The sequence below is a fragment of the Streptomyces sp. NBC_00490 genome (assembly GCF_036013645.1).
GTDB classification, from domain to species: domain Bacteria; phylum Actinomycetota; class Actinomycetes; order Streptomycetales; family Streptomycetaceae; genus Streptomyces; species Streptomyces canus_F.
In genome coordinates, this window is record NZ_CP107869.1 from 9,040,877 (window position 1) to 9,063,110 (window position 22,234).

Annotated in this window: 25 protein-coding genes; 16 read left to right on the forward strand and 9 right to left on the reverse strand. The window is 71.6% G+C overall.

The genetic code is table 11. The features are described 5' to 3' along the window. The first annotated feature begins 15 nt into the window (after positions 1 to 15). The 3 genes from OG381_RS41245 to OG381_RS41255 are packed head-to-tail and all read left to right on the forward strand — an operon-like array spanning position 16 to position 2,338. The gene (locus OG381_RS41245; RefSeq protein WP_373463676.1) at positions 16 to 321 is read left to right on the forward strand and encodes a helix-turn-helix domain-containing protein; all 306 of its coding nucleotides are present in this window, start codon (positions 16 to 18) and stop codon (positions 319 to 321) included. Beyond that, the gene (locus OG381_RS41250; RefSeq protein ID WP_327721083.1) at positions 318 to 1,901 is read left to right on the forward strand and encodes a helix-turn-helix domain-containing protein; all 1,584 of its coding nucleotides are present in this window, start codon (positions 318 to 320) and stop codon (positions 1,899 to 1,901) included. Before OG381_RS41245 ends, OG381_RS41250 begins: the two co-directional genes overlap by 4 nt. Positions 1,902 to 1,903: 2 nt before the next feature. Then, the gene (locus OG381_RS41255) at positions 1,904 to 2,338 is read left to right on the forward strand and encodes a hypothetical protein (RefSeq protein WP_327721084.1); all 435 of its coding nucleotides are present in this window, start codon (positions 1,904 to 1,906) and stop codon (positions 2,336 to 2,338) included. An 8-nt stretch (positions 2,339 to 2,346) separates the two neighbouring features. On the opposite strand, the gene OG381_RS41260 is transcribed toward OG381_RS41255, so the two are convergent. The 3 genes from OG381_RS41260 to OG381_RS41270 all read right to left on the reverse strand — a co-directional run bounded on the left by OG381_RS41260 (position 2,347) and on the right by OG381_RS41270 (position 5,366). Next, positions 2,347 to 3,306: an SDR family NAD(P)-dependent oxidoreductase gene (locus OG381_RS41260; protein WP_327721085.1), complete on the reverse strand. Its 960-nt coding sequence runs from the start codon at positions 3,304 to 3,306 to the stop codon at positions 2,347 to 2,349. A 294-nt stretch (positions 3,307 to 3,600) separates the two neighbouring features. Next, a complete protein-coding gene (locus tag OG381_RS41265; RefSeq protein ID WP_327721086.1) occupies positions 3,601 to 4,275 on the reverse strand; it encodes an HAD family hydrolase in 675 nt (224 codons plus the stop codon). A gap of 50 nt (positions 4,276 to 4,325) precedes the next feature. Beyond that, positions 4,326 to 5,366, reverse strand: a complete 1,041-nt coding sequence (locus OG381_RS41270) for a PHP domain-containing protein (RefSeq protein ID WP_327721087.1) — start codon at positions 5,364 to 5,366, stop codon at positions 4,326 to 4,328. Between the two features lie 111 nt (positions 5,367 to 5,477). Here OG381_RS41270 and OG381_RS41275 point away from each other — a divergent pair, with 111 nt between their 5' ends. After that, positions 5,478 to 5,714, forward strand: a complete 237-nt coding sequence (locus OG381_RS41275) for a hypothetical protein (RefSeq protein ID WP_046256887.1) — start codon at positions 5,478 to 5,480, stop codon at positions 5,712 to 5,714. Between the two features lie 72 nt (positions 5,715 to 5,786). Then, entirely contained in the window at positions 5,787 to 6,557 is a 771-nt protein-coding gene (locus OG381_RS41280; protein WP_327721088.1) for a sulfite exporter TauE/SafE family protein, read from the forward strand. A 2-nt stretch (positions 6,558 to 6,559) separates the two neighbouring features. Here OG381_RS41280 and OG381_RS41285 read toward each other — a convergent pair whose 3' ends face one another. Next, positions 6,560 to 7,192 (reverse strand): VanZ family protein, encoded by a 633-nt coding sequence (locus OG381_RS41285; protein ID WP_327721089.1) that lies wholly within the window; start codon positions 7,190 to 7,192, stop codon positions 6,560 to 6,562. A gap of 235 nt (positions 7,193 to 7,427) precedes the next feature. On the opposite strand from OG381_RS41285, the gene OG381_RS41290 reads away from it, so the two are divergent. The 6 genes from OG381_RS41290 to OG381_RS41315 are packed head-to-tail and all read left to right on the forward strand — an operon-like array spanning position 7,428 to position 11,165. Then, on the forward strand, positions 7,428 to 7,610 hold the full coding sequence (locus tag OG381_RS41290) for a hypothetical protein (protein ID WP_327721090.1): 183 nt from the start codon (positions 7,428 to 7,430) through the stop codon (positions 7,608 to 7,610). After that, positions 7,607 to 8,059 carry a monovalent cation/H+ antiporter complex subunit F gene (locus OG381_RS41295; RefSeq protein ID WP_327721091.1) on the forward strand — a complete coding sequence of 151 codons (453 nt, stop codon included), beginning with the start codon at positions 7,607 to 7,609 and terminating at the stop codon, positions 8,057 to 8,059. The genes OG381_RS41290 and OG381_RS41295 overlap by 4 nt, the downstream gene beginning before the upstream one ends. Then, complete coding sequence (locus OG381_RS41300) at positions 8,052 to 8,312, forward strand: hydrogenase subunit MbhD domain-containing protein (protein ID WP_327721092.1); 261 nt, start codon at positions 8,052 to 8,054, stop codon at positions 8,310 to 8,312. Before OG381_RS41295 ends, OG381_RS41300 begins: the two co-directional genes overlap by 8 nt. Beyond that, positions 8,309 to 9,055: an MnhB domain-containing protein gene (locus OG381_RS41305; RefSeq protein ID WP_327721093.1), complete on the forward strand. Its 747-nt coding sequence runs from the start codon at positions 8,309 to 8,311 to the stop codon at positions 9,053 to 9,055. The genes OG381_RS41300 and OG381_RS41305 overlap by 4 nt, the downstream gene beginning before the upstream one ends. Next, entirely contained in the window at positions 9,052 to 9,402 is a 351-nt protein-coding gene (locus OG381_RS41310) for a sodium:proton antiporter (RefSeq protein WP_327721094.1), read from the forward strand. Before OG381_RS41305 ends, OG381_RS41310 begins: the two co-directional genes overlap by 4 nt. Then, positions 9,402 to 11,165 carry a complex I subunit 5 family protein gene (locus OG381_RS41315; RefSeq protein WP_327721095.1) on the forward strand — a complete coding sequence of 588 codons (1,764 nt, stop codon included), beginning with the start codon at positions 9,402 to 9,404 and terminating at the stop codon, positions 11,163 to 11,165. Before OG381_RS41310 ends, OG381_RS41315 begins: the two co-directional genes overlap by 1 nt. 20 nt (positions 11,166 to 11,185) lie before the next feature. On the opposite strand, the gene OG381_RS41320 is transcribed toward OG381_RS41315, so the two are convergent. Next, positions 11,186 to 11,848 carry a DUF4230 domain-containing protein gene (locus OG381_RS41320; protein ID WP_307022909.1) on the reverse strand — a complete coding sequence of 221 codons (663 nt, stop codon included), beginning with the start codon at positions 11,846 to 11,848 and terminating at the stop codon, positions 11,186 to 11,188. A 142-nt stretch (positions 11,849 to 11,990) separates the two neighbouring features. Between OG381_RS41320 and OG381_RS41325 the strand changes: the two genes are divergently transcribed. Further along, on the forward strand, positions 11,991 to 13,181 hold the full coding sequence (locus tag OG381_RS41325; protein WP_327721096.1) for a cytochrome P450: 1,191 nt from the start codon (positions 11,991 to 11,993) through the stop codon (positions 13,179 to 13,181). A gap of 28 nt (positions 13,182 to 13,209) precedes the next feature. Here OG381_RS41325 and otr(A) read toward each other — a convergent pair whose 3' ends face one another. After that, positions 13,210 to 15,072, reverse strand: coding sequence for a tetracycline resistance ribosomal protection protein Otr(A) (gene otr(A), locus OG381_RS41330; protein ID WP_327721097.1), 1,863 nt, complete (start codon positions 15,070 to 15,072; stop codon positions 13,210 to 13,212). 197 nt (positions 15,073 to 15,269) lie between these two features. Between otr(A) and OG381_RS41335 the strand changes: the two genes are divergently transcribed. Continuing rightward, positions 15,270 to 16,223, forward strand: a complete 954-nt coding sequence (locus tag OG381_RS41335) for a ribose-phosphate diphosphokinase (protein ID WP_307022903.1) — start codon at positions 15,270 to 15,272, stop codon at positions 16,221 to 16,223. Positions 16,224 to 16,279: 56 nt separating this feature from the next. Further along, entirely contained in the window at positions 16,280 to 17,473 is a 1,194-nt protein-coding gene (tuf, locus tag OG381_RS41340) for an elongation factor Tu (protein ID WP_327721098.1), read from the forward strand. A 6-nt stretch (positions 17,474 to 17,479) separates the two neighbouring features. Here the strand turns inward: tuf and OG381_RS41345 are convergent, their stop codons facing one another. Together OG381_RS41345 and OG381_RS41350 are read right to left on the reverse strand one after the other, a co-directional pair. After that, positions 17,480 to 17,860, reverse strand: a complete 381-nt coding sequence (locus OG381_RS41345; RefSeq protein ID WP_327721099.1) for an anti-sigma factor antagonist — start codon at positions 17,858 to 17,860, stop codon at positions 17,480 to 17,482. 206 nt (positions 17,861 to 18,066) lie between these two features. Beyond that, positions 18,067 to 18,504: a MarR family winged helix-turn-helix transcriptional regulator gene (locus OG381_RS41350; RefSeq protein ID WP_327721100.1), complete on the reverse strand. Its 438-nt coding sequence runs from the start codon at positions 18,502 to 18,504 to the stop codon at positions 18,067 to 18,069. Positions 18,505 to 18,607: 103 nt separating this feature from the next. On the opposite strand from OG381_RS41350, the gene OG381_RS41355 reads away from it, so the two are divergent. Next, entirely contained in the window at positions 18,608 to 20,062 is a 1,455-nt protein-coding gene (locus OG381_RS41355; RefSeq protein WP_327721101.1) for an aldehyde dehydrogenase family protein, read from the forward strand. Positions 20,063 to 20,092: 30 nt separating this feature from the next. After that, positions 20,093 to 21,199, forward strand: a complete 1,107-nt coding sequence (locus tag OG381_RS41360; RefSeq protein WP_327721102.1) for an NAD(P)-dependent alcohol dehydrogenase — start codon at positions 20,093 to 20,095, stop codon at positions 21,197 to 21,199. 6 nt (positions 21,200 to 21,205) lie between these two features. On the opposite strand, the gene OG381_RS41365 is transcribed toward OG381_RS41360, so the two are convergent. After that, on the reverse strand, positions 21,206 to 22,156 hold the full coding sequence (locus OG381_RS41365) for an NADP-dependent oxidoreductase (protein ID WP_327721103.1): 951 nt from the start codon (positions 22,154 to 22,156) through the stop codon (positions 21,206 to 21,208). Positions 22,157 to 22,234: the final 78 nt, after the last annotated feature.

The following is a 22,234-nucleotide window of genomic DNA, read 5'->3' on the forward strand; positions in this document are numbered from 1 at the left end:
TCATACGGTTGACGCATGAGGCCGGGTAGGGTCGGTGGGGTGGGACTGTCCTTGGGAGAACGTGTGAGGTCTTCGGTCGCCGCGCTGATGCACGCGACGGGTGAGTCGCAGGCGGAGGTCGCCGTCGCGCTCGGGGTGAGCCAGGCGCAGGTGAGCCGCCGTCAGTCGGGCAGCGCCGCCTGGAGCCTGGCCGACTGCGACGCGCTCGCCGCGCACTTCGGCATCGATGTGCTCGATCTGCTCGCCGGGCCGACCCGGGCCTGCGAGACGCTGCCCGTGCGGCGGCGCCGGACCGCGGGACCGACGGCGGTGACCCGATGACGGACTTCGAGGCGATCGACGCACTCCTGGCGGCCGCCCGCCAGGAGGTGCCGCTGCCACCGGCCGACGTGCGGCGCGAGCTGCGGGAGAGCCTCAACCTCTCCCGTTCCCAGGTGGCCCAGGCGCTCGGCGTCAGCCCCTCCACCGTCGGTGGCTGGGAAGCGGGGCGGGACCCGGGCGGGGCCGTGCGCGAGAAGTATGCCTACTTCCTGGAAGGTGCCCAGGCCAAACTGGCGGCGGAGACGGGGGAGGCGGCCGGGACGCCGGGCGCCGAGCACGTCGTAGAGCCGGAGACCGACGCCGACGAGGCCGACGCGTCCCGTGACGGGGCCGCCGAGACGGGTGAGCCGGACGAGGTCGAGGCCCTGCCGGCTCCCCGGCCCTGCGTCCTGTGCGGTATGCCCGCCCGGCACCAGGTCGCGGGCTTCCCCCAGCACCTGGACCCCGCCGGCTGCGGTACGCCGGCGCCGGAACCCGTGACGTCGCCGGCCGCTCCGTCCGGGCGTGAGGAACCGGTCCCGGCCGAGAGCCGCAAACCGGCCCCCGCGCGGCGCGACCGCGCCGCCGATCCGGTCCGTGTCGTCCCCGTCGGACGCCGTATGCAGACCGCCTCGCAGGAACCGGATCTGATCGGCGCCGCGGTGGCCGCCGCCCTGGAGAAGCACGACGGCGACCTGGAGGCGGCGACCGCGGCCCTGGTCAAGCGGGCCATCCCGGACGCCATGGCGCTGCTGGACGAGACCCGCAAGGGCGGCCGGTACGACGTCGTGGCGCACCCCTGGATCCCGGACGTGCTGCGCAAGCAGTCCGCCCGCGGCGCGGACCGCATCTGGGAGGCCCGCCCCAAGTGGGCGCGGACCGAACTCCCCTCCGGCGCCCACGAGGTGACCGCCCTCGACATCAACGGCGCCTATCTGTCGGCGCTCAAGACCCATCTGCCGATCGGCCAGTTGGAACACTCCACCGGCTTCGACCACGACCGCCGACGGGCCGGCGTCCATCTGATCACCCCCTCCGAGTGGGACCACGACGCCCACCTCCCCAACCCGATCGGCAACCGCGACGAGCCCGGACCGCTCTGGGTCACCGAACCGACCCTGCGCCTGCTGCTGCGCCTGTCGGGCCCGAAGTACGGGCTGTGCGACCCGCCGGAGATCCACGAGTCGTTCACCTCCGGCGCGACCGAGAGCCTCCTGGAGAAGTTCCGCGTCGCGCTGAAGGACGCCAGGGACCGGGCGATCGCCGAGGACGACGAGGTGACGCTGGAGTACGTGAAGGCGATGTACTCCAAGTTCGTCTCCACCATGGGCGAGTCCAACTACAACCGGGAGCTCTACCGCCCCGACTGGATGCACCTCATCCGCTCCCAGGCCTTCGCCAACCTCTGGATGAAGGCCTACAAGGCCCACGAGGAGGGCCTCATGGTCGTCCGCGCCATGGGCACCGACGAGCTGCACGTCATCGGCGACTGGCGCCGCGTCTTCCCGGAGGGCCGCGGGGTCTCCGACGTGAAGGTCAAGGAGACGTACACCGTCGGCGAGGACACCGACCCCACGGCCGCGGGGGAGGCGGACGACTGACGGTGAGCACCGTCATCGACTTCTTCGCGGCGCCGGACGACACATCGGCCGCCATGACGCTGCGGGCCCGGCCGGGGCCCGCCCTCGAGCCGCTTTCCCTCGGCAACTTCGACGTCGAGGAGGCCGTGGTCGAGTGGGAGTGCCTCCTCGTCGGCGGCACGTTCGCGGACCTCGTGGCGGCCGGGGAGCCCCGTACGGTCGCCGACCGGGACGAGGACGAGTGCCTCGTGTTCGCGCTCTCGCCCCGGCTGTGCGCCGCACTCGCCGCGGCCGGGGAGTCCCGGCTCCGTGACGTCGCCGCCTCGTGGGTGGACCTGCGGGCGCGGGACGGCGAGGTTTTCGACGCGCGGACCGCCCACCGGATCGTGGGCGGTCTGGCGGCTCTCGCCGGCCGCGCCCGACGTCGCGAGCAGGGCGTCTACTGCCGGGTCGGGTAGCGCTCGGGTCAGGCGTGGAACGCGTTCACGCCGGTCAGTTCCGCCGAGAGGTCCCACAGTCGGGCGGCCTGTTCCGGGTCGGTCGCCCAGGCCTTGACCCCGCTGCTCTGGTCGCCGTCGACAGCGGGCTCGGCGATGTCGCAGTCCTCCAGGTAGACGCCGCCGAGGCCGTCGAGCTGAGGTGAGGTCGCCGCCCACACCTGGGTGGCCGCGCCCTGCTCCGGGGTCTTGAAGCCCTCGGGGTTGAGGAAGTTGCCGTCCTCGTCGATCCAGCCGCGCTCGACCATCTCGGCCTTGGGGATGTGCCGTTGCAGCGGGGTGAAGATGCCGCCGGGGTGCAGCGAGAAGGCGCGGACACCGGATTCCCGGCCGAGCCGGTCCAGGTGGACGGCGAACAGGACGTTCGCCGTCTTGGCCTGTCCGTAGGCCTGCCACTTGTCGTAGTCCCGTGTCCACTGGACGTCGTCCCAGCGCATGCCCGAGAAGTGATGGGCGCGGGACGAGACGGAGACGACCCGGGCGCCGGGGGCGATCGCCGGCCACAGCCGGTTGACCAGCGCGAAGTGACCGAGGTGGTTGGTGGCGAACTGCGCCTCCCAGCCGGGGCCGACCCGCGTCTCCGGACAGGCCATGATCCCGGCGTTGTCGATCATGAAGTCGATACGGCGGTCCGAGGCGAGGAACCGCTCGGCGAAGGCGCGCACGCTGTCCAGGTCGCCGAGGTCCAGCTCGTCCACCTCGACGCCGTCGATGCCCGCCACGGCCTCCCGGGCGACCGCGGGACGGCGGGCCGGTACGACGACCCGGGCGCCCGCCTTGGTGAGCGCACGCGTGGTCTCCAGGCCGAGTCCCGAGTAGCCGCCGGTGACGACCGCGAGCTTCCCGGTGAGGTCGAGGCCGGCGAGAACGTCGTCGGCGGTGCTGCGGGCGTCGAAGCCCGATCCGATCTTGTGCTGTGCAGTGCTCATGCCGGGAACGCTACGAATTGGAGTGCGCTCGAAGTCAAGCGGAGCCAGCCGGGAAAGGGTCCGGGCAGAAGAAAGCCCCGACCGGACGGGGGAATCACGGTCGGGGCGGCTCTGATGTGGGCGCGGATGGCGGTCGCCTCTCGGCGAAAGGCTCCACAGGGCTTCAGCCGAACGATCGTCCCTGTGGGCAAAAGGTGAGGCCCGGGGACACTGTCCCATCCGCACCCACGTGTGGTTCAACGGGCAACCACCCTTGGGTGTTCCCCGGCCTGTCGCGTTATGGCGTGATCTGCGTCACCGCTCGGACGGCACCCGGGCGAAGGGACTGTCCGCGAGGGACGCGAGCAGCTGGGCGGGGTCGTCGTAGATCGCCTCCGCTCCCGCCTCCACCAGGTCGGCGCGCGGGATGCCGCCGCACAGCACGCCCACGCAGCGCACCCCGGCCCGGCTGCCCGCCTTCATGTCCCACACGGTGTCGCCGACGAACAGCGCCCGCTCGGGCGGCACACCCGCCAGTTCCAGGGCGTGTTCGACGGGCTCCGGCGCGGGCTTGCCCTCGCTTACGTCGTCGGCGCTCGCGGTGGCGGTGATGGCGTCGTCGGCGCCGATGGCGCGGCGCAGCGCGGACAGCTCCGCACCGCCCGCCGAGGTCGCCAGCACCACCGCCCAGCCCTCGTGGTCCAGGCGCCGCAGCAGCCGCCCCGCGTCGCGCAGCGCGGGCAGCCGGTCGAAGTACTGGCCGTAGAGGGCCTTGTGCGCGGAGCTCAGCGCCTCCGCCTCCCGCTTCGCCCGGTGCTCGCCGATCAGATGCGCGACGAGGTCCTCGGACCCCAGGCCCACCGCCCGGTGGATGGCGTGCATGGGCACGTGATGACCCGCTTGGCGGAACGCCTCCCACCAGGTCGCCACATGGAGATGGTTGGTGTCGACCAGCGTCCCGTCGACGTCGAACACCGCCGCGCGTTCCATATTCCGTCCTCCTCGCACCGCACCGCACACCGCGGCGCACGAGTACCACGTCAGGGGCCTGTCACTCCGGCGGGCACCCGGCGTTCCCGGGTCCAGGCCAGCAGCTCCTCCAGGGACCAGGCGGTGATCACCCGCTCGTCGGGGACCCCGCACTCCTCGGCCCGGGCGCAGCCGAGGATCTGCCAGTCGAGCTGGCCGGGCGCGTGCGCGTCGGTGTCGACGGAGAACAGCACGCCCGCCGCCACGGCCTGCCGCAGCAGCCGCCGGGGCGGGTCCAGCCGCTCGGGCCGGCTGTTGATCTCCACGGCGGTGCCCGACTCGGCGCACGCGGCGAACACCTCCTCGGCGTCGAACTCCGACTCGGGCCGGCCCTTGCCGGTGACCAGCCGTCCGGTGCAGTGACCGAGGACGTCCGCGTGCGGATTGCGTACGGCGGCCACCATGCGCCGGGTCATCGAGCGGGCGTCCATGCGCAGCTTGGAGTGCACGGAGACGACCACGACGTCGAGCCGCTGGAGCAGCTCCTCCTCCTGGTCGAGGGAACCGTCGTCGAGGATGTCGCACTCGATGCCGGTGAGCAGCCGGAAGGGCGCCCAGCCGGCGTTCAGTTCCGCGACCACGTCCAGCTGCTCGCGCAGCCGCTCGGGGGACAGGCCGCGGGCCACGGTCAGTCGCGGGGAGTGGTCGGTCAGCACCGCCCACTCGTGCCCGAGCTCGGCCGCCGTCCGGCCCATCTCCTCGATGGGGCTGCCGCCGTCCGACCAGTCGGAGTGCAGATGGCAGTCGCCCCGCAGCTTCGCCCGCAGCCGCTGCCCACCCCGCACGGCCGGCCCGGCGGGCGCCTCCCGCTCCAGCTTCTCCAGATACCCCGGCACCTCACCGGAGAGCGCCTCACGCACCACGTTCGCCGTCTTCGGCCCGACCCCCTTGAGCGACTCCAGCGTCCCGGCCTCCGCCCGCTCGCGCACCTCCCCCTCGGGCAGTGCCGTCAGCACCCGGGCAGCCGTACGGAACGCGCGTACGCGGTACGTCGGCGCCAGGGACCGCTCCAGCAGGAAGGCGATCCGGTCCAGTGCCTCGACGGGGTCCATCGCCACCTCCTCCTCCAGGGTTCCCCAGCCGTGCGGGGCTCGCACGGCGGACGCGGGGGTGTCTTTGTCCTCTCATGTCCCTCTTGCGCAATGCGTTCTACGCTCTATTGCATGACCGAAATCGCGAGCCCGTACATCTCGAATCCGCGCATCCTGGTGCTCGGGGTGCAGCCCGGTACCCCGCCGTTCCGGATCGTGGAGATCGACGGAGAGGTGGTCGGCGAGGCGAAAGCCGTCACCGATGTCCTGGAGGCCGCCGCCGCGTGGGGCATCACGGTCCACGACCTCGACGACCCGGACGTGGTCCGTTGGGTCGGCGGCGACAAGTTCACCTGGACCCGGCACTAGGAACCGGGGCCCGTCAGGGGTGTGCGGGACGTTTCGGTGTTCGCCGAAGCGTTCGGTTTCTAAGCTCCCCTCATGGAAGATCCCGGAGAGCTGTTCGCCGTCCTCGCCGCGGGCCTCGGTGCCGGTGCCGTCAACGCGGCCGTCGGGTCCGGGACGCTGATCAGCTTTCCGGTGCTGCTCGCCGTCGGCCTGCCACCGGTCACGGCCGCGGTCTCCAACGCGCTCGGCCTGATCCCCGGTTCGATCAGCGCGGCCATCGGATACCGGCGCGAACTGGCGGGCCAGCGCCGACGCATCCTCACGTGGAGCGCCGGCGCCCTGGTGGGCGGCCTGACAGGCGCCACGCTCCTGCTCGCCCTGCCGGCCTCGGCGTTCGAGCGGATCGTGCCGGTCCTGGTGGGCCTCGCGCTGGTGCTGGTCGTCCTCCAGCCGCTGATCGGCCGACGACTGCGCGAGCGCCGTACCCGCGAAGGCCGCACCCCGCCCGCCGACGGCGGCCCGCCGCTGATCGTCGGACTGACCCTGGCCAGCGTCTACGGCGGCTACTTCTCCGCCGCCCAGGGGATCATCTACGTCTCCCTGATGGGACTGCGCCTCGACGACGGCCTGCAGCGCCTCAACGCCGTCAAGAACGTCCTCGTCGCCGTCGTCAACACCGTCGCCGCGCTCTTCTTCCTCGTGGTCGCCGACTTCGACTGGACCGCCGTCGCCCTGCTCGCGGTCGGCTCCGCCGTGGGCGGGCAGGCCGGAGCGGCGGCAGGCCGCCGTCTCCACCCGGCGGTCCTGCGCGGACTGATCGTGGTGGTGGGTACGGCGGCCATCGTCCAGTTGTCCGTCCGCTGACGTCAGCGGTGCACCGCCCGGCTCAGCCGCCGCCCCAGCAGGACGTAGCCGATCAGTGCCCCGGTGGTGTTGAGGATGACGTCGTCGATGTCGAAGGCCCGACCGGTGATCATCGCCCCCTGGGCGAACTCCACCAGCAGCATCACGACAGCCGTCAGCAGGAGCACGCGCAGCACACCACGGGTCTGCGGGGCGACCACCGGGACCAGCACGCCGAAGGGGATGCCCAGCAACAGGTTGCCGCCGATCTGCTTGCCGGCGTCCCGCAGTTCCGGCTGATCGAGGTAGGCCCGCAGGGAACGGCCCGGGTGCAGATTGGTGTGGGTGAGCGCCTCCGACGCGGGCGAGGGCTCCAGAGTCAGCCGGGCCAGCACGACGGCGAACGCCACCATGAACGCGAACGCGGCCACCATCGCCACGAAGCGGCGGACGAGGGCGAGGAAGCTGCGCTTCTCCTCCGGAGCGGTCCGCTCCTCGGGAGCCCTCTCCTTCGAGGTCCTCTTCTTCGGAGCCCTCTTCTTCGGATCGGTCCCGGACTTGGCGGACTTCGGCTCGGCGGTCCCGGTCTTGGCGGTCCCGGTCTTGCCGGTGCGCAGGCGGAACGCGGAACGCGGACGTAAGGCTGTACGGGCCATGCGGTCCTCCAGTCTTCAACTTCCCTGCGACGTAAGGCGATTACCCGCGATCGAGCCGACAATGCGGCCGCGCCCCGGCGGGTCGGGAGCACCCGCAGTTTCCCTTCGTGCGGGCGGGGCACTCCGGCACGGACCCGCGCGCGCCGCCATCGCCCGCCCCCGCCACGGTGTTTGGATGGCGTGAAAGCCGCACCAGGGGTCATTTCGGTGGCGGCGGGGCCCGAGGAGGTGGCGCATGGACCGGCGTACGACACTGCTCACCGCGGCCGAGATCCTGGCCTGGTGGACCGCGCTCACCGTGCTGTGGCTGGTCCTCGTCAGCACGGTCGACACCCTGGAGTTCGCGGTCGGCGCGGCCGCCGCGGCCGTGGCGGCGCTCGCGGCGACCGCCGCACGGCGGGTGGTGACCCTCCGGTGAACGGCTGGACCCTCGTCGCGACCGTCGCCCTCGGCGCGGGCGTCGGGGCGACCGTGTGGGGCGTCGCCACCGGACCGCTGCGCCGCCGGGTCGTGGCCCAGAACCTGTCCACCGCCCTGGCCTGCCCGGCCCTCCTGCTGCTCGCGCAGGGCTACGACCGTCCGTCCTACGTCGATCTCGCCCTGGTCCTCGCCCTGCTCGGCCCGGTCGGCACCCTCGTCTTCGCCCGGCTGCTCGCCGACGAACTGGCCGACGACCCGCCGCGCGCCTGGGGACTCACCTGGGCAGCGGCCGGGTTCGGCGCCGCGGTCGTCCTGGCGCTCTGCGTGGCCGAAGGGCCGAGCCGGGCCATGGCGAAGCTCCTGGCCACCGGCGCGCTGCTGATCGGCGGCAACATCGTCGCCTCCCGCGCGCTGACCGGCGGATTCGGCGGGGTGCGCCGTGGCTGACGCCGTCATCGTCGTCGTCCTGCTGCTCGTCGCCGCGACCGCCACCACGGCCGTCGCGGTCCGCGACCCCGTACGCCAGGCCCTCGTCCTGTCGGTCCTCGGCGTGGTGCTGGCCGTGCTGTTCACCGTGCTCCAGGCACCCGACGTCGGACTCTCGCAACTCGCGGTGGGCTCCGCGCTGACCCCGCTGCTGCTCCTGCTCGCCGTCCACAAGGTCAGGCGGCGCGCGCGGCGGAAGGGACGCCAGGAGTGAACCGGCGCACCCGGCTCGGGCTCGTGGCCGTCGGCACCGCGGGGCTCGCCGCGCTGCTCGGCGCCGCCTGTCTCGAACTGCCCGCCTTCGGCGGCGACCGGCACCCCTACGGCGACCGGGCCGTACAGGTCTCCCTCGCCCGGCACACCGCCAACACCATCTCCTCCGTCAACTTCGACCAGCGGGCCTTCGACACCCTCGGCGAGATGAGCATCCTGTTCGCGGCCGTCCTCGGCTGTGTCGTCCTGCTGCGGCAGACCCGCGACGAACACCGCGGCCGCCCCGAACCCGAGCCCGTGGCCCTGCCCGTGCGCCGGTACGCCCTGGCCGTCCTGCCCGTCGCCCTGCTCACCGGCCTCTACGTCATCGCCCACGGCCAGCTCAGCCCCGGCGGCGGCTTCCAGGGCGGGGTCGTCGCCGCGACCTCCCTGCACCTGCTCTACCTCGGCGCCGACTACCACGCCCTGGAACGCATCCGCCCGGTCGGTCTGTACGAGGTCGGCGACGCCCTCGCCGTCTCCGCCTACCTCGTCACCGGCATCGCGGGCCTGATCGGCGCGGGCGCGTTCCTCGCCAACACCCTGCTGCCGTACGGCACCTTCAACACGCTCTCCTCCGCGGGCCTGGTCCCGCTGCTCAACGCGGCCATCGGCATCGAGGTCGCCTGCGCGGTCGTGGTGCTCCTGGCGCGCTTCCTGGACCAGGCCGTCGAGATCGAGGAGGGGGAGGGAGAGGGGACATGATGAACGTCCTTCCGTACCTGGTCGCGGTATGGATCTTCCTGGTGGGCTGCTACGGCCTCGCCACCAGCCGCAATCTGATCCACGCCGTCGGCTGTCTGTCCGTGTGCCAGTCCGCCACCTACGTCCTGCTGCTGGCCGTCGGCTACCGCGACGACGCCACCGCACCCGTCTTCTCCGATCTGAGGCCCGGCTCCCGTCCCGTCGTCGATCCCGTCGTCCAGGCGCTGGCCCTCACCGACGTCGTGGTCGGCGCCACCGTCACCGCCCTGCTCCTCGCGCTCGTCGTACAGGTCTCCAAACGGCACGGCACGATCGACCCGGACGAACTCTCGGAGCTGCGCGGCTGATGAACGACCTGCTGCCCCTCCTCGTCGCCGTCCCGCTGCTCGGAGCCGCCCTGCTGGTCGCCGGGGGCCGCCGACTGCCCCGGGTGGTCGCGGAGTCCACGGGCTGCGCCGTCTCCGCCGGCACCGCCGCACTGGCGATCGTGCTGCTCCTCAACTCCTCGCCGCCCATGGTCGAGTGGGCCGGCGGCTGGGTCCCCGTGAACGGCGAGAGCGTCGGCATCGTCCTGATCGGGGACGGCCCGGGACTCGGCATGGCCGCCCTCGCCTCGCTGCTGACCCTCGCGGCCCTGGTCTACTCCTGGCACTACTTCGACGAACCGCCACGCCGCCACGCCGGGTCCTTCCCCGGGCTGATGCTGCTCTTCCAGGGCGGCATGTGCGGGTTCGCGATCGCGGGCGACCTGTTCAACGCGTTCGTCTGGTTCGAGCTGATGAGCGTCGTCGCGTACGCCCTGACCGGCACCCGCGTCGAGGAGGCCAGGGCGGTGCAGGGCGCCCTGACCTTCGCCGTCGTCACCTCGCTCGGCGCGTACGCCATGCTCATGGGCATCGCCCTGCTGTACGCGCGCACCGGCCAGCTGGCGATGACACAGATCGGCCGGGGGCTCGACGCGCACGGACCGCCCGACGCGCTCGTCCTCGCCGCCTTCGTGCTGGTCCTGACCGGGCTCCTGGTGAAGGCCGCCGCCGTACCGTTCCACTTCTGGCTGCCGGACGCGCACGCCGTCGCCCCGACCCCGGTGTGCATGCTGCTGTCGGGTGTCATGGTCGAACTCGGCACGTACGGCGTCTGGCGGGTGTACACCACCGTCTTCTCCGGACCCGGCGGCGTCCCGGCCGCCGACCTGACACGGCTGCTCGTCGTGCTCGGCGTGCTGACGGCGGCGATCGGCGCGGTCATGTGCTGGTACCAACGGCACATCAAACGGCTGCTCGCCTACTCGACCGTCGCCCACACCGGACTGTTCCTCATCGGCGTCGGCGTCCTCAAGCCCGAGGCCGACGACGGGGTCGCCCTGTATCTGCTGGGCCACGCCGGAGTGAAGGCGGCCCTGTTCGCCTGCGCCGGCATCCTCCTCGACCGCTGCGGCAGCGTCGACGAGCACGCGCTGCACGGAAAGGCACGCCGACTGCGGGGTGTCGCCGTGCTGTTCACCGTCGGCGCGCTCGGTCTCGCCGGGCTGCCGCCCTTCGGCACGGCCCTCGGAAAGGCCGTCACCGAGGAGGCCGCGGGAGGTCCGCTGACCGTGCTGTACGTCGTCACGAGCGCGGTGACGGCCGGCGCGGTGCTGCGGGTCGCCGCGCACGTGTTCCTCGGACTCGGCCCGAAGCCGGACGAGGACGGCGCGTACGAGACGACCGGTACCGGGGAGCGGCCCGAGACCGGTGGGCGACTGCGCCGGGTGCCGGACACCATGACGGTGGTCCCGGCGGTACTGCTCGCCGGGGCGCTCGCCGCCGGGGTGGCACCCGGCTTCGCCGACGTGGTGGCCCACGCCGTGAACGAAGCCGGGTCCGGGGGTGTCGTCGTCACCTCCGTGCACTGGACGCCGGTCGGGGTGCTGCTCGGACTCGTCTCGACGGCGCTGGCCGTGGGCCTCGCCGCCGTGGCGGTCACCCGCCCGGAGCTGCTCGCCGCACCGGGCTGGGCGCTGTCGCTGCGGCGCCTTCAGTCCGGGCACATCGGGGACTACGTGGCCTGGTTGCTGGTCGGCGCCGGGCTGCTCGGCGCCCTGGCCCTGCCGGGGATCCTGACCCCCTGATCACGTCGTGAAGGAGGCGGTCAGGTCCCGAACGACACGCGCACCTCCTTGAAGCCGAGGGAGGTCAGCAGGCCTTCGAGCATGTCGGTGGTGTTGGCCTCGGCGCGTTTGGTCAGCCCGCTGTCCTTCGCCGCGTCACCGATGTGCTTCGTCGCCAGCTTCTGCACGGCCTGTTCGCCGTTCGGGTTGTCCGAGAACAGGTCGCCCAGCCGGTCCAGGAGACCCCGCTGCTTGGACACCGCGTAGGAGCGGTCGGTGTCCAGGGCGGGCTTGCCCAGCTGCGCGTGCGGCAGGTGCAGCGTGGCCGTCGTGCGGTCCTCGTTGACCGTCACGTCGTCCTTGGCCACCTTGCCGAGGTCGACATACGCGTCGACGGTGCCCGCCCCGACGTACAGGGTGCGGGTGCCGCGGATCGCGTCGGGCAGGTACTTGGCGTCCTTCTCCAGGTCCACGACCACCTGGAAGTTGCCGGAGGCGGCGTCGTAACGGCTGAGGTCCTGGATGGACTCCAGCAGTGCGGGGCCCGAACGGTCATGCGTCTCGGTGCCGAACAGGTCCTTGAGGCCCGGGAGCACGCTCAGCCGGATACCGGCGAAGAACACGATGAGCACCAGTACGACGGCGCTCACCAACTTCGCCCAGCCGGGCATGCGCTTGGACATGCGCCTGATGGGAGTCGTCATGCGACGGCCCTCCTTCCTACTGTTCGAATTCCCTCCAAAGCCCTTGTCAGACCGAAGTGTTGGCCGATTGCCACCGCTGACGGGGGCACGGACGGCGCACTAGCGTGGAAAGCCTTCCCAACCGGCGCTTCTGGAGACCCGGATGAGTCCAGACAGCACGACCCGGCCGCTCTGCCCCATGCACCGCATCAGCCTCCCCGAGCACGGGCCGCCCCGCCTCGGCACCCTCGCGACCGGCACCCCGGTGTGGCTCGTGACCCGGTACGCCGAGGTGCGTCAGGTGCTCATGGACCCGCGGTTCGACCGGAGCTCCCTGCACGCCCCGAACGCCCCGCCCCTGCTCGTCGTCCCCAACCTGCTGGACGACCCCGACGGCCTGATCAACCAGGACGGTCCCGCCCACCAGCTGCTGCGCGGCACCGTGCAGCGGGCGTTCACCCCGCGGGCCATCGCCCGCTGGCGGCCCTGGGTGGGCTCGGTGGTCACCTCGCTCCTCGACGACTTCGCCGCACAGCCGCAACCGGCCGACATCATCGAGGGATTCACCCGGCCGCTGCCCGTGTCGGTGATCTGCCGGCTGATGGGCCTGGACCACGTGGACCGCGAACGGATCCGGCACTGGGCCGACCACGCCCTGTCCGGCGGAGCGCACCAGGCAAGCGAAGTGATCGAGGCGATGACGGAGTTCGGCATGTTCGCCGCCGGGCTGATCGCCGAGCGGCGCAAGGAACCGGGCGACGACCTGGTGAGCGGTCTCGTGGCAGCCGGCGACGAGCTGGGCATCGAGGAGCGGCGGCTGATCACGCTGGTCTGCGGGCTGGTCGTGGCCGGACACGAGACCACCATGACCTCGCTCGGCAACGCCGTCGTCTACCTCCTCACCGACGGACGGGACGGATGGCCGCTGCTCGCCCGCGACGAGGAGTCTGCGGCGGTGGCGGCCGAACAGCTGCTGCGCACCGTCCCGCTCAGCGAGGGGAGGGTGCTGCCGGGTCTGATCCGGCGCGCGGTCGAGGACGTCGAGGTCGGCGGGGTGCTGATCCCCGCGGGCGCTGTGGTCGCCCTCCAGACCAACACCGCGAGCCGCGACCCCGACGTCTTCCCGCCGGGCCTGCCCGACCTCTCCGCACCCCTGACCGCGCCGAGCATCACCTTCGGTGCCGGCCCCCACCACTGCCTCGGTGCCTGGCTCGCCCGTCTCGAACTCGAACTCGCCCTGCACCAGTTGGCCGTGCGCTTCCCGGGGCTACGGGCCGAGTTCACACCGGAGACGATCGAATGGCGGGTGGGGCAGATGACACGCAGTCCGCTGCGTCTGCCCGTGTCGTGGTGACCGGGAGGCCTCATGGTGACAACACGCCCTACTGGGACCGCAGTTCGCGGTCACCGGAGGGACGCGACCACCACACCCCCTCCCCGTGCGTCAGCCCCGGCAGCCGCAGCTCGGCCTCGCGCACCCGCCGGGCCGCGATCTCGCCCGTGATCACCCACGCCGTGCTCCCGCCCGTCGTGCCGGTGAACTCGGCGCCGAGCGAGGCGAGATGGGCGGTGACCGGGGCCAGCGCGTCCAGCGGGACCTCCGTCTCGAAGGCGTGGTACGGCTCGTACAGCCGGGTCCGCGCCCGCTCCAGGGCCCGGCGCAGCACGTACGGGGTGAGTCCGCGGAAGTCCGCGGCCGTGCTCAGCGGCGCGACGAAGCCGGAGCGGACGAGGGTCACCCGGTAGTCCGTCACGGCTGCCCCGAAGAGCCCGGTCCGCATGCTCGTGTGGACCGTCTCCTCGATGGCCGAATGGAACGCCCGGGGGAGTGCGCCGAGTTCCGTCTCGTACGCGAACACCCCGCCGGAACCCCGCGGTCCCGGCTCCACCCGCAGCCCGATCGTCGCCCAGAAGCGGGTGCCGTCGTGCCACGGCCGCTCCTCGACGTCCTCGCCGACCCCGCGCGGCCGCTCCAGGAACCGGACCCGCCCGGGTGCGAAGTCGGCCTCGACACCGAAGTCCTGGGCGAGGGTCGCGGCCAGGACCTCCATCTGGACCTCGCCGTACAGCAGGAGCGCGGTGGTGCCGGCGTCCGTCGGGCGGGCGTGGATCAGCGGGTCCTGGTCGGCGAGGGTGAGGAGCGCGGAGCGCAGTCGGGCGGCCTGCTCGGGGCGCCGGGCGCTGACCTCGGTCTCCAGGCTCGGGGGTGCGAACTGCGGGGCGCGGTCGGTGAGTTGGCCGAGCCGGTCGCCGACGCGGACACCCGCGAGACCCGTGAGTGCCGCGATGTTCCCGGCGGTGAGCGGGCCGCTGCCGCCGCCGGTCACGTCGAGGCGCGTCACACGGCCGGACACCTCACGGGTCCGGCCGTCGGCGTCGCGCCGCCGGAACGTCAGCCGTTGACGCTCCGTCACCTCACCGTCGTAGAGCCGGAGATACGCCGTGCGCTCGCCGCCCGGTCCCGGCCGGACGGCGAACACCGTGCCGCGCGGGGTGGTGCTTCCGGTCGTCGGTGCGGGCGGGATCAGCCGGACCACGCTCTCGACCAGGTCGGACACGCCCTGGCCGCCGAGGGCGGAGCCGAAGAGGATTGGGTGGAAGGAGCCGTCGGCGGTGTGGGCGGCGAGGGCCTTGTGCAGGTCGTCCGGTGTCGGCGCGGGGCCGTCCACGACGGCCGCGAGGAGGTCCGGGTCGATGTCGGCGAGGGATTCGGCCAGTTCGTCGCCGTAGCGCGGGGGCGTCACGCGGGCGTCCGGCGTGCCGAGCCCCCGGACCGCGCCGATCGGCGCGACGTGCGGGGTCAGCTTGCGGCGGATGTCCTGGAGCAGGCCCTCGGCGCGGGCCCCCGGCCGGTCGATCTTGTTGACGAAGACGAGCGTGGGCAGCCGCAGCCTGCGCAGGGTGCGCATCAGGACGCGGGTCTGCGCCTGGACGCCCTCCACGGCGGACAGCACCAGGACCGCCCCGTCCAGGATCTCCAGGGCACGCTCGACCTCGGCGATGAAGTCCGAGTGCCCGGGGGTGTCGATGAGGTTGATCCGGGTGTCGCCGACGGTGAACGCGGCGACCGCGGAGCGGATGGTGATCCCGCGCCGCCGCTCGATGGCGCCGTCGTCCGTCCGGGTGTCACCGGCGTCGACGCTGCCGAGCCGGTCGATCGTGCCGTGGTCGAACAGCAGCCGCTCGGTGAGGCTGGTCTTACCGGCGTCGACGTGGGCCAGAATTCCGATGTTCAGGGTGTGCATACGGGGTCGCGTCCTCGAGAACCGTGGGCCTGTGGGAGGGCTGGTGGATTCCGAGGAGTCGGCGCATGCGGGTGGTCCTGACGTGAGGGAATGCGGACGTGGTCATCATGGCCTGAGCCGGGTGCGGCGCCGCAACCGGATTTCCCGGTCAGTAGCATGGCTCCGGCAGCCCGAAATGATCATGCTAGGAGTGGATCGTGCGAGACATCGCCGTGTTCAGCGGTAGTGCCCACCCCGAGCTGGCGGCGGAGGTCTGCGCACACCTGGGGGTGCCGCTGAGCCCCACGCGGGTCAGCCGGTTCGCCAACGACTGTCTGGAGGTGCAGCTCCAGGCCAACTGCCGGGAGCGGGATGTCTTCCTCATCCAGCCGCTGGTCAAGCCGGTCCAGGAGAACCTCGTCGAGCTGCTGCTGATGTGCGACGCGGCGCGCGGGGCCTCGGCCCGCCGGATCACCGTCGTCATGCCGCACTACTCCTACGCCCGCTCCGACAAGAAGGACGAGCCCCGTATCTCGCTGGGCGGGCGGCTCGTCGCGGACCTGCTGGTGTCGGCCGGTGCGAGCCGTGTCCTCGCCATGACGCTGCACTCGCCGCAGGTGCACGGGTTCTTCTCGGTCCCGGTCGACCATCTGCACGCGCTGCGCGAGCTGGCCGCGCACTTTCAGCAGTACGACCTCTCCCGCACCACCGTCGTCTCCCCGGACCTCGGCAACGTCAAGGAGGCGGCCGCGTTCGCCCGGCTGATCGGCGCGCAGGTGGCGGCCGGCGCCAAGCAGCGGTTCGCGGACGACCGGGTCAGCATCAACTCCGTCATCGGCGAGGTCACCGACCGGGATGTCATCGTGCTGGACGACGAGATCGCCAAGGGCAGCACCGTCCTGGAACTCCTGGAACGGCTGCGGGAGTTGAAGCCGCGCTCGATCCGGGTCGCCTGTACGCACGGTCTCTTCGCGGCGGGCGCGCTCAAGCGGATCGGCGAGCAGCCCGACATCCTGGAGATCGTCTGCACCAACACCGTGCCGGTGCCCGAGGAGGAGCGCACGGAGAAGCTGCGGATCCTGTCCATCGCCCCCGCGCTCGCCGAGGCCGTGCGGCGCATTCACAACGGCGAGTCCGTCAGTGCCCTGTTCGACGCGCCGCGGAGCGAATAGACATGGAGGGGTAGCCGGGTGACGCCCGGCATCACTCAGGTGACCTGGAGGCCCCAGTGGCGAAGGCGAAGTTCGAGCGGACCAAGCCGCATGTGAACATCGGCACCATCGGGCACATCGACCACGGCAAGACCACGCTCACCGCGGCCATCACGAAGGTGCTGCACGACAGGTATCCGGACCTGAACCCGTTCACGCCCTTCGACCAGATCGACAAGGCGCCCGAGGAGCGGCAGCGCGGCATCACCATCTCGATCGCGCACGTCGAGTACCAGACCGAGCACCGGCACTACGCGCACGTCGACTGCCCGGGTCACGCCGACTACATCAAGAACATGATCACCGGCGCGGCCCAGATGGACGGCGCGATCCTGGTCGTGGCGGCCACCGACGGGCCGATGCCGCAGACCAAGGAGCACGTCCTGCTCGCCCGGCAGGTCGGTGTGCCGTACATCGTCGTGGCCCTCAACAAGACGGACATGGTGGACGACGAGGAGATCCTCGAGCTCGTCGAGCTGGAGGTGCGCGAGCTGCTCACCGAGTACGAGTTCCCCGGCGACGACGTGCCCGTGATCCAGGTGTCGGCGCTCAGGGCGCTGGAGGGCGACGAGCGGTGGGCCCGGTCGGTGCTGGATCTGCTGGACGCGGTCGACTCGGCGGTCCCCGAACCGCAGCGCGACGTGGACAAGCCGTTCCTGATGCCGATCGAGGACGTCTTCACGATCACCGGACGCGGCACGGTCGTCACCGGCCGGATCGAGCGCGGGGTTCTGCACGTCAACAAGGAGGTCGAGATCATCGGCATCCACGAGGAGAAGACGAGGACCACCGTCACCGGCATCGAGATGTTCCGCAAGCTCCTCGACGAGGGCCGGGCGGGGGAGAACGTGGGCCTGCTGCTGCGCGGCGTCAAACGGGAGGACGTCGAGCGCGGACAGGTCGTGATCCAGCCGGGCACGGTCACCCCGCACAAGGAGTTCGAGGCACGCGCGTACGTCCTGTCCAAGGACGAGGGCGGCCGGCACACGCCGTTCTTCGACAACTACCGCCCGCAGTTCTACTTCCGCACGACGGACGTCACCGGTGTGGTGACCCTGCCCAAGGGCACCGAGATGGTCATGCCGGGCGACAACACGACGATGCTCGTGCAGCTGATCCAGCCCATCGCCATGGAGGAGGGGCTGAAGTTCGCCATCCGTGAGGGCGGGCGGACCGTGGGCGCCGGTCAGGTCACCAAGATCCTCAAGTAGAGGCGTTCACAGCGAGCCGGACGTGGCCTCGGACTGTCCCAGGGCCGCGTCCAGCGTCGGGTGCGCGGGCAGCAGCCGGTGCAGGCCGGTGACCCGCATGATGCGCAGGGTCAGGGGATCGGTGCAGACCAGGTGTAAGCGGCCGTCGTGGTCGAGGACCCGGGTACGGGCGCGGTAGAGCAGCCGCAGTCCGGAGCAGTCGAAGAACTCGACCTGTCCGAGGTCGATCACGATCCGGGCGCCGTCGCGTCCGGTCACCCGGTCCAGGTACGGGACGATCTCCAGCGCCGCCGCGATGTCGATCTCGCCGCGGAACTCCAGCACGGTGTGTCCGCGGTCCTGGTGGATACGCAGATGCCGGCTCAGCGGTGCAGGGTCCTGCTGCACGACGACATCGCCTCCAACCAGCTCCTCAAGCCGCGGGTTCGCAGGTCACCGGGGGCCGGGGTGACGTCGTGCAGCGAGCGTACGAGCGCAGCCATGTCCCCGGGTCCCGAGTGAGCGCAAATCCTTGCCCCGCACTGCAAGTTACCCTCGATGGAGTGAATTTGAGCATGTTCGATTGACATATGTCTGTGAATTGAGACGGGGCCTTACGACAAGGCGTGCCAGGCCCTGGTCAGCGACTGACGGAACTGCTCGGTCTGGTGCGTGGTGAGATCGCGGACCATCCGCTCCTCCAGCTCCCGCACGGGCTCCGCGTGCCGGGCGAGGAGCTCGCGGCCGGCGTCGGTGAGCAGGATCAAGAGCTCCCTGCGGTTGCGCGGATTGCGCTCCCGGCGCACCAGTCCGCGGTTCTCCAGCGACCGTACGAGATCGGCGATGGACTGGGCGGTGACGAACGAGTCGCGGGCCAGCTGTGCCGCCGACAGCCCGTCGTGCCGCTCCAGGACCGTCAGGGCGGTGTACTGCAACGCCGTGATCCCGGACGGCTTGACCAGCTCGTCGAGGTGGGAACGGACGACGAGTTCCACTTGTTTGACCATGTAGAGCAGTGACGGGGCCGCCTTGGCCGCCTGGGTCTCGAGCATGAGTTCAGCCTAGAGCATTGACAGGAATCCTGTCCGTAATGAGACTGCGAACCAACAGGAAACCTGTTTGTTGAAATCTTGGCAATGGAGCTGAGGAGCGGTGATGACCACCTTCGAGATCGAACCCGGGCGGCTGTTCATCGGGGGACAGTGGCGCGAGGCCGCGGACGGAGCGCGCACCGAGGTGGTCGACCCGTCCCGGGGCGCCGTGGTCACCACCGTCGCCGAGGCGGGCGCCGCCGACGTGGACGCGGCCGTGCGCGCCGCACGGGAGGCCTTCGACGACGGCTCCTGGTCCGGTCTGAGCGGCCGGGAGCGCGGTCGCATCCTGCACCGCGTCGCGGAGCTGATCCGCGAGAACGCCGACGAGATAGCCCACCTGGAGAGCCTCGACGTCGGCAAGCCGATCACGCTGGCGCAGGCCGTCGACGTGACGAACGCGGCCAACGACTACGAGCACTTCGCCGCCCTCGCCCACACCCTGCACGGGGCCAATCGCGACACCCCCATGAACGCCCTCGCCTACACCCGGCGCGAGCCGCTCGGTGTGGTCGCCGCGATCACCCCCTTCAACTTCCCGCTGATCCTGGCCGGCTCGAAGATCGCCCCGGCGCTGGCGGCGGGCAACACGGTCGTGCACAAGCCGGCCGACGAGACCCCGCTCAGCGCCCTCTACATGGCCCGCCTCTTCCAGCGGGCGGGGGTCCCCGACGGCGTGGTCAACGTCGTGACCGGCGCGGGCCCGGTCGCGGGCGAGGCGCTGCTGCGGCACAGCGGCGTCGACAAGATCGCCTTCACCGGCTCCACCGCGGTCGGCCGGCACGCCGCGAGCGTCGCCGGCGAGGCCCTCAAGCCGGTCACCATGGAGCTGGGCGGCAACGCGGCCCACGTCGTCTTCGAGGACGCCGAGCTGGAGAAGGCCGTCGGCGCGATCATCAAGGGCTTCGTCTTCAACTCCGGCCAGTTCTGCATGGGCGGCCCGCGGCTGCTGGTGGCCCGCTCGGTCTACGCCACCCTGCTGGGCATCCTGGAACAGGCCGTGCCCGGCGTCCCGCTCGGCGACCCCCGGCTGCCGGAGACCGTCATCGGGCCGATGGCGGGGGAGAAGCACCTCAAGAAGGTCGAGGAGTACGTCGAGCTGGCCCGCAAGGAAGGCGGCCGCATCGTCTGCGGCGGCGAACGCCTCGATCTGGACGGCGGCTTCTACTACAAGCCCACGGTCATCGCCGACCTGCCGAACGACTCCCGGGTGATCCAGGAGGAGATCTTCGGACCGGTCCTCACCGTGCAGCCCTTCGACTCCGAGGAGGAGGCGATCCGGCTCGCCAACTCCACGCCGTACGGCCTGGCTTCGGGCATCCAGACGTCCAACCTCGCCCGCGCCCACCGCATCGCCGACAAGCTCCAGGCGGGCATCGTCTGGGTCAACGACTGGGCGATGCTCGACCCCGCGGTCCCCTTCGGCGGCGTCAAGGACTCCGGATTCGGGCGGGAGTACGGCCCCGAGGCCCTCGCCGCCTACACCAGGACCAAGTCCGTCGTCGTCTCGCTCGACTGAACGCGCCTGAAACCCAAGGGAGTTACCGCGATGCCCATCACCACCCGCGCCGCCGTCGTCGAGTCCGGCGGAGCACCGTTCACCCTCGCCGACGTCCAACTGGACGACCCCGGGCCGCACGAGGCCGTCGTCCGCATGGTCGCCACCGGTCTGTGTCACACGGACCTCGGTGTGGCGAGCGGCGGGCTGCCCTTCCCGCTGCCCGGCGTCCTCGGTCACGAAGGCGCCGGTGTCGTCGAGGCGGTCGGCCCGGCCGTCACCGGCGTCGAGCCCGGCGACCACGTCGTGCTGTCGTTCACGTCCTGCGGCGAGTGCGGCAACTGCAACGGCGGCCACCCGGCGTACTGCGCGACCTGGCTGCCGCTGAACCTCATCGGCGGCCGGCGGGCCGACGGCAGCAGCACCATCAGCCGGGACGGCGAGGCGCTGGGCGGCCACTTCTTCGGCCAGTCCTCCTTCGCCGAGAGAGCGCTGGTCGACGAGCGCAGCCTCGTCAAGGTCGACCCCGACGTGCCGTTGGAGTCGATCGCCCCGCTGGGCTGCGGCGTACAGACCGGTGTCGGCGCCGTGTGGAACGTGTTGAAGCCGGACACGGGCAGCACGATCGTGGTCCTCGGCGCCGGGGCGGTCGGCCTGTCCGCCGTCATGGCCGCCGCCCTCACCCCCGCCACCACGATCGTCGCCGTCGACCGTGTCGGTGAACGCCTCTCCCTGGCAAGGGAGCTGGGCGCCACCCACACGATCAACGCGGGTGAGGCGGACCTCGTGGAGGCCCTCGCCGCGATCACCGGGGGACAGGGCGCGGACGGCGTCGTGGAGACCACCGGCAACGTCACCGTGCTGCGGCAGGGCGTCGACGCGCTCGGAGCCCGCGGCACCCTGGTCGTCGTCGGCGCCCCGCCGTTCGGCAGCGAGGTCGCCCTCGACGTCAACGGGCTGCTCGGCGGCAAACGGATCGTCGGCCTCACCCTCGGCGACGCCGAGACGCAGTCCTTCATCCCCGCCCTGGTCGACCTGGTGAAGTCGGGGCGGCTCCCGCTGGACCGCCTGATCAGCACCTATCCGTTCGCGGACATCGACCAGGCGGTGCGGGACATGGGCGCGGGCAAGGCGATCAAGCCCGTGCTGACGTTCTGACCCCGGTCAGTCCACCGTCAGGACCAGCTTCCCCGTGGTCCGGCCGGTGTCGCCGAGCCTGTGTGCCTCGGCGGCCTCGGCCAGCGGGAAGGTGCCGGCGATCGCGGGGCGCAGCTTCCCCGCCTCCACCAGCTCCGCGATCGCCTTCATCCCGGAATGGGAGGCGTCGACCAGCATGCGCAGCGACCGCACGCCCAGCCGCTCCGCCTCCTCGATGAACTCCTGCGATCCGACCGGCAGGATCGAGACCACGAGCCCACCCGGACGCAGGACACGCAGCGAGCGCACGGACGTGTCGCCGCCGATCGTGTCGAGCACGACGTCGACGTCCTTGACGGCCTCGGCGAAGTCCGTCTCCCGGTAGTCGATCGTCTCGTCCGCGCCGAGCCCGCGCAGGAACTCGTGCTTGCCCGCGCTCGCCGTGCCGATCACATACGCGCCCCGCGCCTTGGCGATCTGCACGGCCACATGTCCGACCCCGCCCGCCGCGGCATGGATCAGCACCCGCTGTCCCGGCCGGACGTCGGCGTACTCCACCAGCGCCTGCCAGGCGGTCAGGGAGACCAGCGGCAGCGCGCCCGCCTCGGCATGGCCGATCGACGCCGGCTTGTGCGCGAACGTCCGGGCCGGTGCCGTGACGTACTCGGCGTGCGAGCCGTGTCCGTAGGGGTACGACAGCATGCCGAAGACCTCGTCGCCGGGCTTGAAGCGGGCGACGCCGATCCCGACCGCCTCGACCACACCCGACACGTCCCAGCCGAGCACGAAGGGCGGCTCGCCCAGGAAGCCGCCGGTGGCGCGGTGCTTCCAGTCCGTCGGGTTGACGCCGGCCGCCCGCACCCGGACCAGTACCTCGTTGGTGCGCGGCTCCGGCCGCTCCAGCTCGACTTCCTTCAAAACCTCGGGACCGCCGAGGACGTCCTGGCTGATGGCTCGCATCGTCTTCACAGTGCTCATGGTGAACCAGCGTGCCCGCGTCCGCCCGCACGGAAAATGGCATGATTGCCAACCTTCGATAGGATCGTGCCATGCGTG

What these genes read in the sequence shown, in the direction of transcription:
- OG381_RS41245 (WP_373463676.1), top strand. Translation starts at nt 16, where the DNA reads ATGAGGCCGGGTAGGGTCGGTGGGGTGGGACTGTCCTTGGGAGAACGT.
- OG381_RS41250 (WP_327721083.1), top strand. Translation starts at nt 318, where the DNA reads ATGACGGACTTCGAGGCGATCGACGCACTCCTGGCGGCCGCCCGCCAG.
- OG381_RS41260 (WP_327721085.1), bottom strand. Translation starts at nt 3,306, where the DNA reads ATGAGCACTGCACAGCACAAGATCGGATCGGGCTTCGACGCCCGCAGC.
- OG381_RS41265 (WP_327721086.1), bottom strand. Translation starts at nt 4,275, where the DNA reads ATGGAACGCGCGGCGGTGTTCGACGTCGACGGGACGCTGGTCGACACC.
- OG381_RS41270 (WP_327721087.1), bottom strand. Translation starts at nt 5,366, where the DNA reads ATGGACCCCGTCGAGGCACTGGACCGGATCGCCTTCCTGCTGGAGCGG.
- OG381_RS41275 (WP_046256887.1), top strand. Translation starts at nt 5,478, where the DNA reads ATGACCGAAATCGCGAGCCCGTACATCTCGAATCCGCGCATCCTGGTG.
- OG381_RS41280 (WP_327721088.1), top strand. Translation starts at nt 5,787, where the DNA reads ATGGAAGATCCCGGAGAGCTGTTCGCCGTCCTCGCCGCGGGCCTCGGT.
- OG381_RS41285 (WP_327721089.1), bottom strand. Translation starts at nt 7,192, where the DNA reads ATGGCCCGTACAGCCTTACGTCCGCGTTCCGCGTTCCGCCTGCGCACC.
- OG381_RS41290 (WP_327721090.1), top strand. Translation starts at nt 7,428, where the DNA reads ATGGACCGGCGTACGACACTGCTCACCGCGGCCGAGATCCTGGCCTGG.
- OG381_RS41310 (WP_327721094.1), top strand. Translation starts at nt 9,052, where the DNA reads ATGATGAACGTCCTTCCGTACCTGGTCGCGGTATGGATCTTCCTGGTG.
- OG381_RS41315 (WP_327721095.1), top strand. Translation starts at nt 9,402, where the DNA reads ATGAACGACCTGCTGCCCCTCCTCGTCGCCGTCCCGCTGCTCGGAGCC.
- OG381_RS41320 (WP_307022909.1), bottom strand. Translation starts at nt 11,848, where the DNA reads ATGACGACTCCCATCAGGCGCATGTCCAAGCGCATGCCCGGCTGGGCG.
- OG381_RS41325 (WP_327721096.1), top strand. Translation starts at nt 11,991, where the DNA reads ATGAGTCCAGACAGCACGACCCGGCCGCTCTGCCCCATGCACCGCATC.
- OG381_RS41350 (WP_327721100.1), bottom strand. Translation starts at nt 18,504, where the DNA reads ATGCTCGAGACCCAGGCGGCCAAGGCGGCCCCGTCACTGCTCTACATG.
- OG381_RS41355 (WP_327721101.1), top strand. Translation starts at nt 18,608, where the DNA reads ATGACCACCTTCGAGATCGAACCCGGGCGGCTGTTCATCGGGGGACAG.
- OG381_RS41360 (WP_327721102.1), top strand. Translation starts at nt 20,093, where the DNA reads ATGCCCATCACCACCCGCGCCGCCGTCGTCGAGTCCGGCGGAGCACCG.
- OG381_RS41365 (WP_327721103.1), bottom strand. Translation starts at nt 22,156, where the DNA reads ATGAGCACTGTGAAGACGATGCGAGCCATCAGCCAGGACGTCCTCGGC.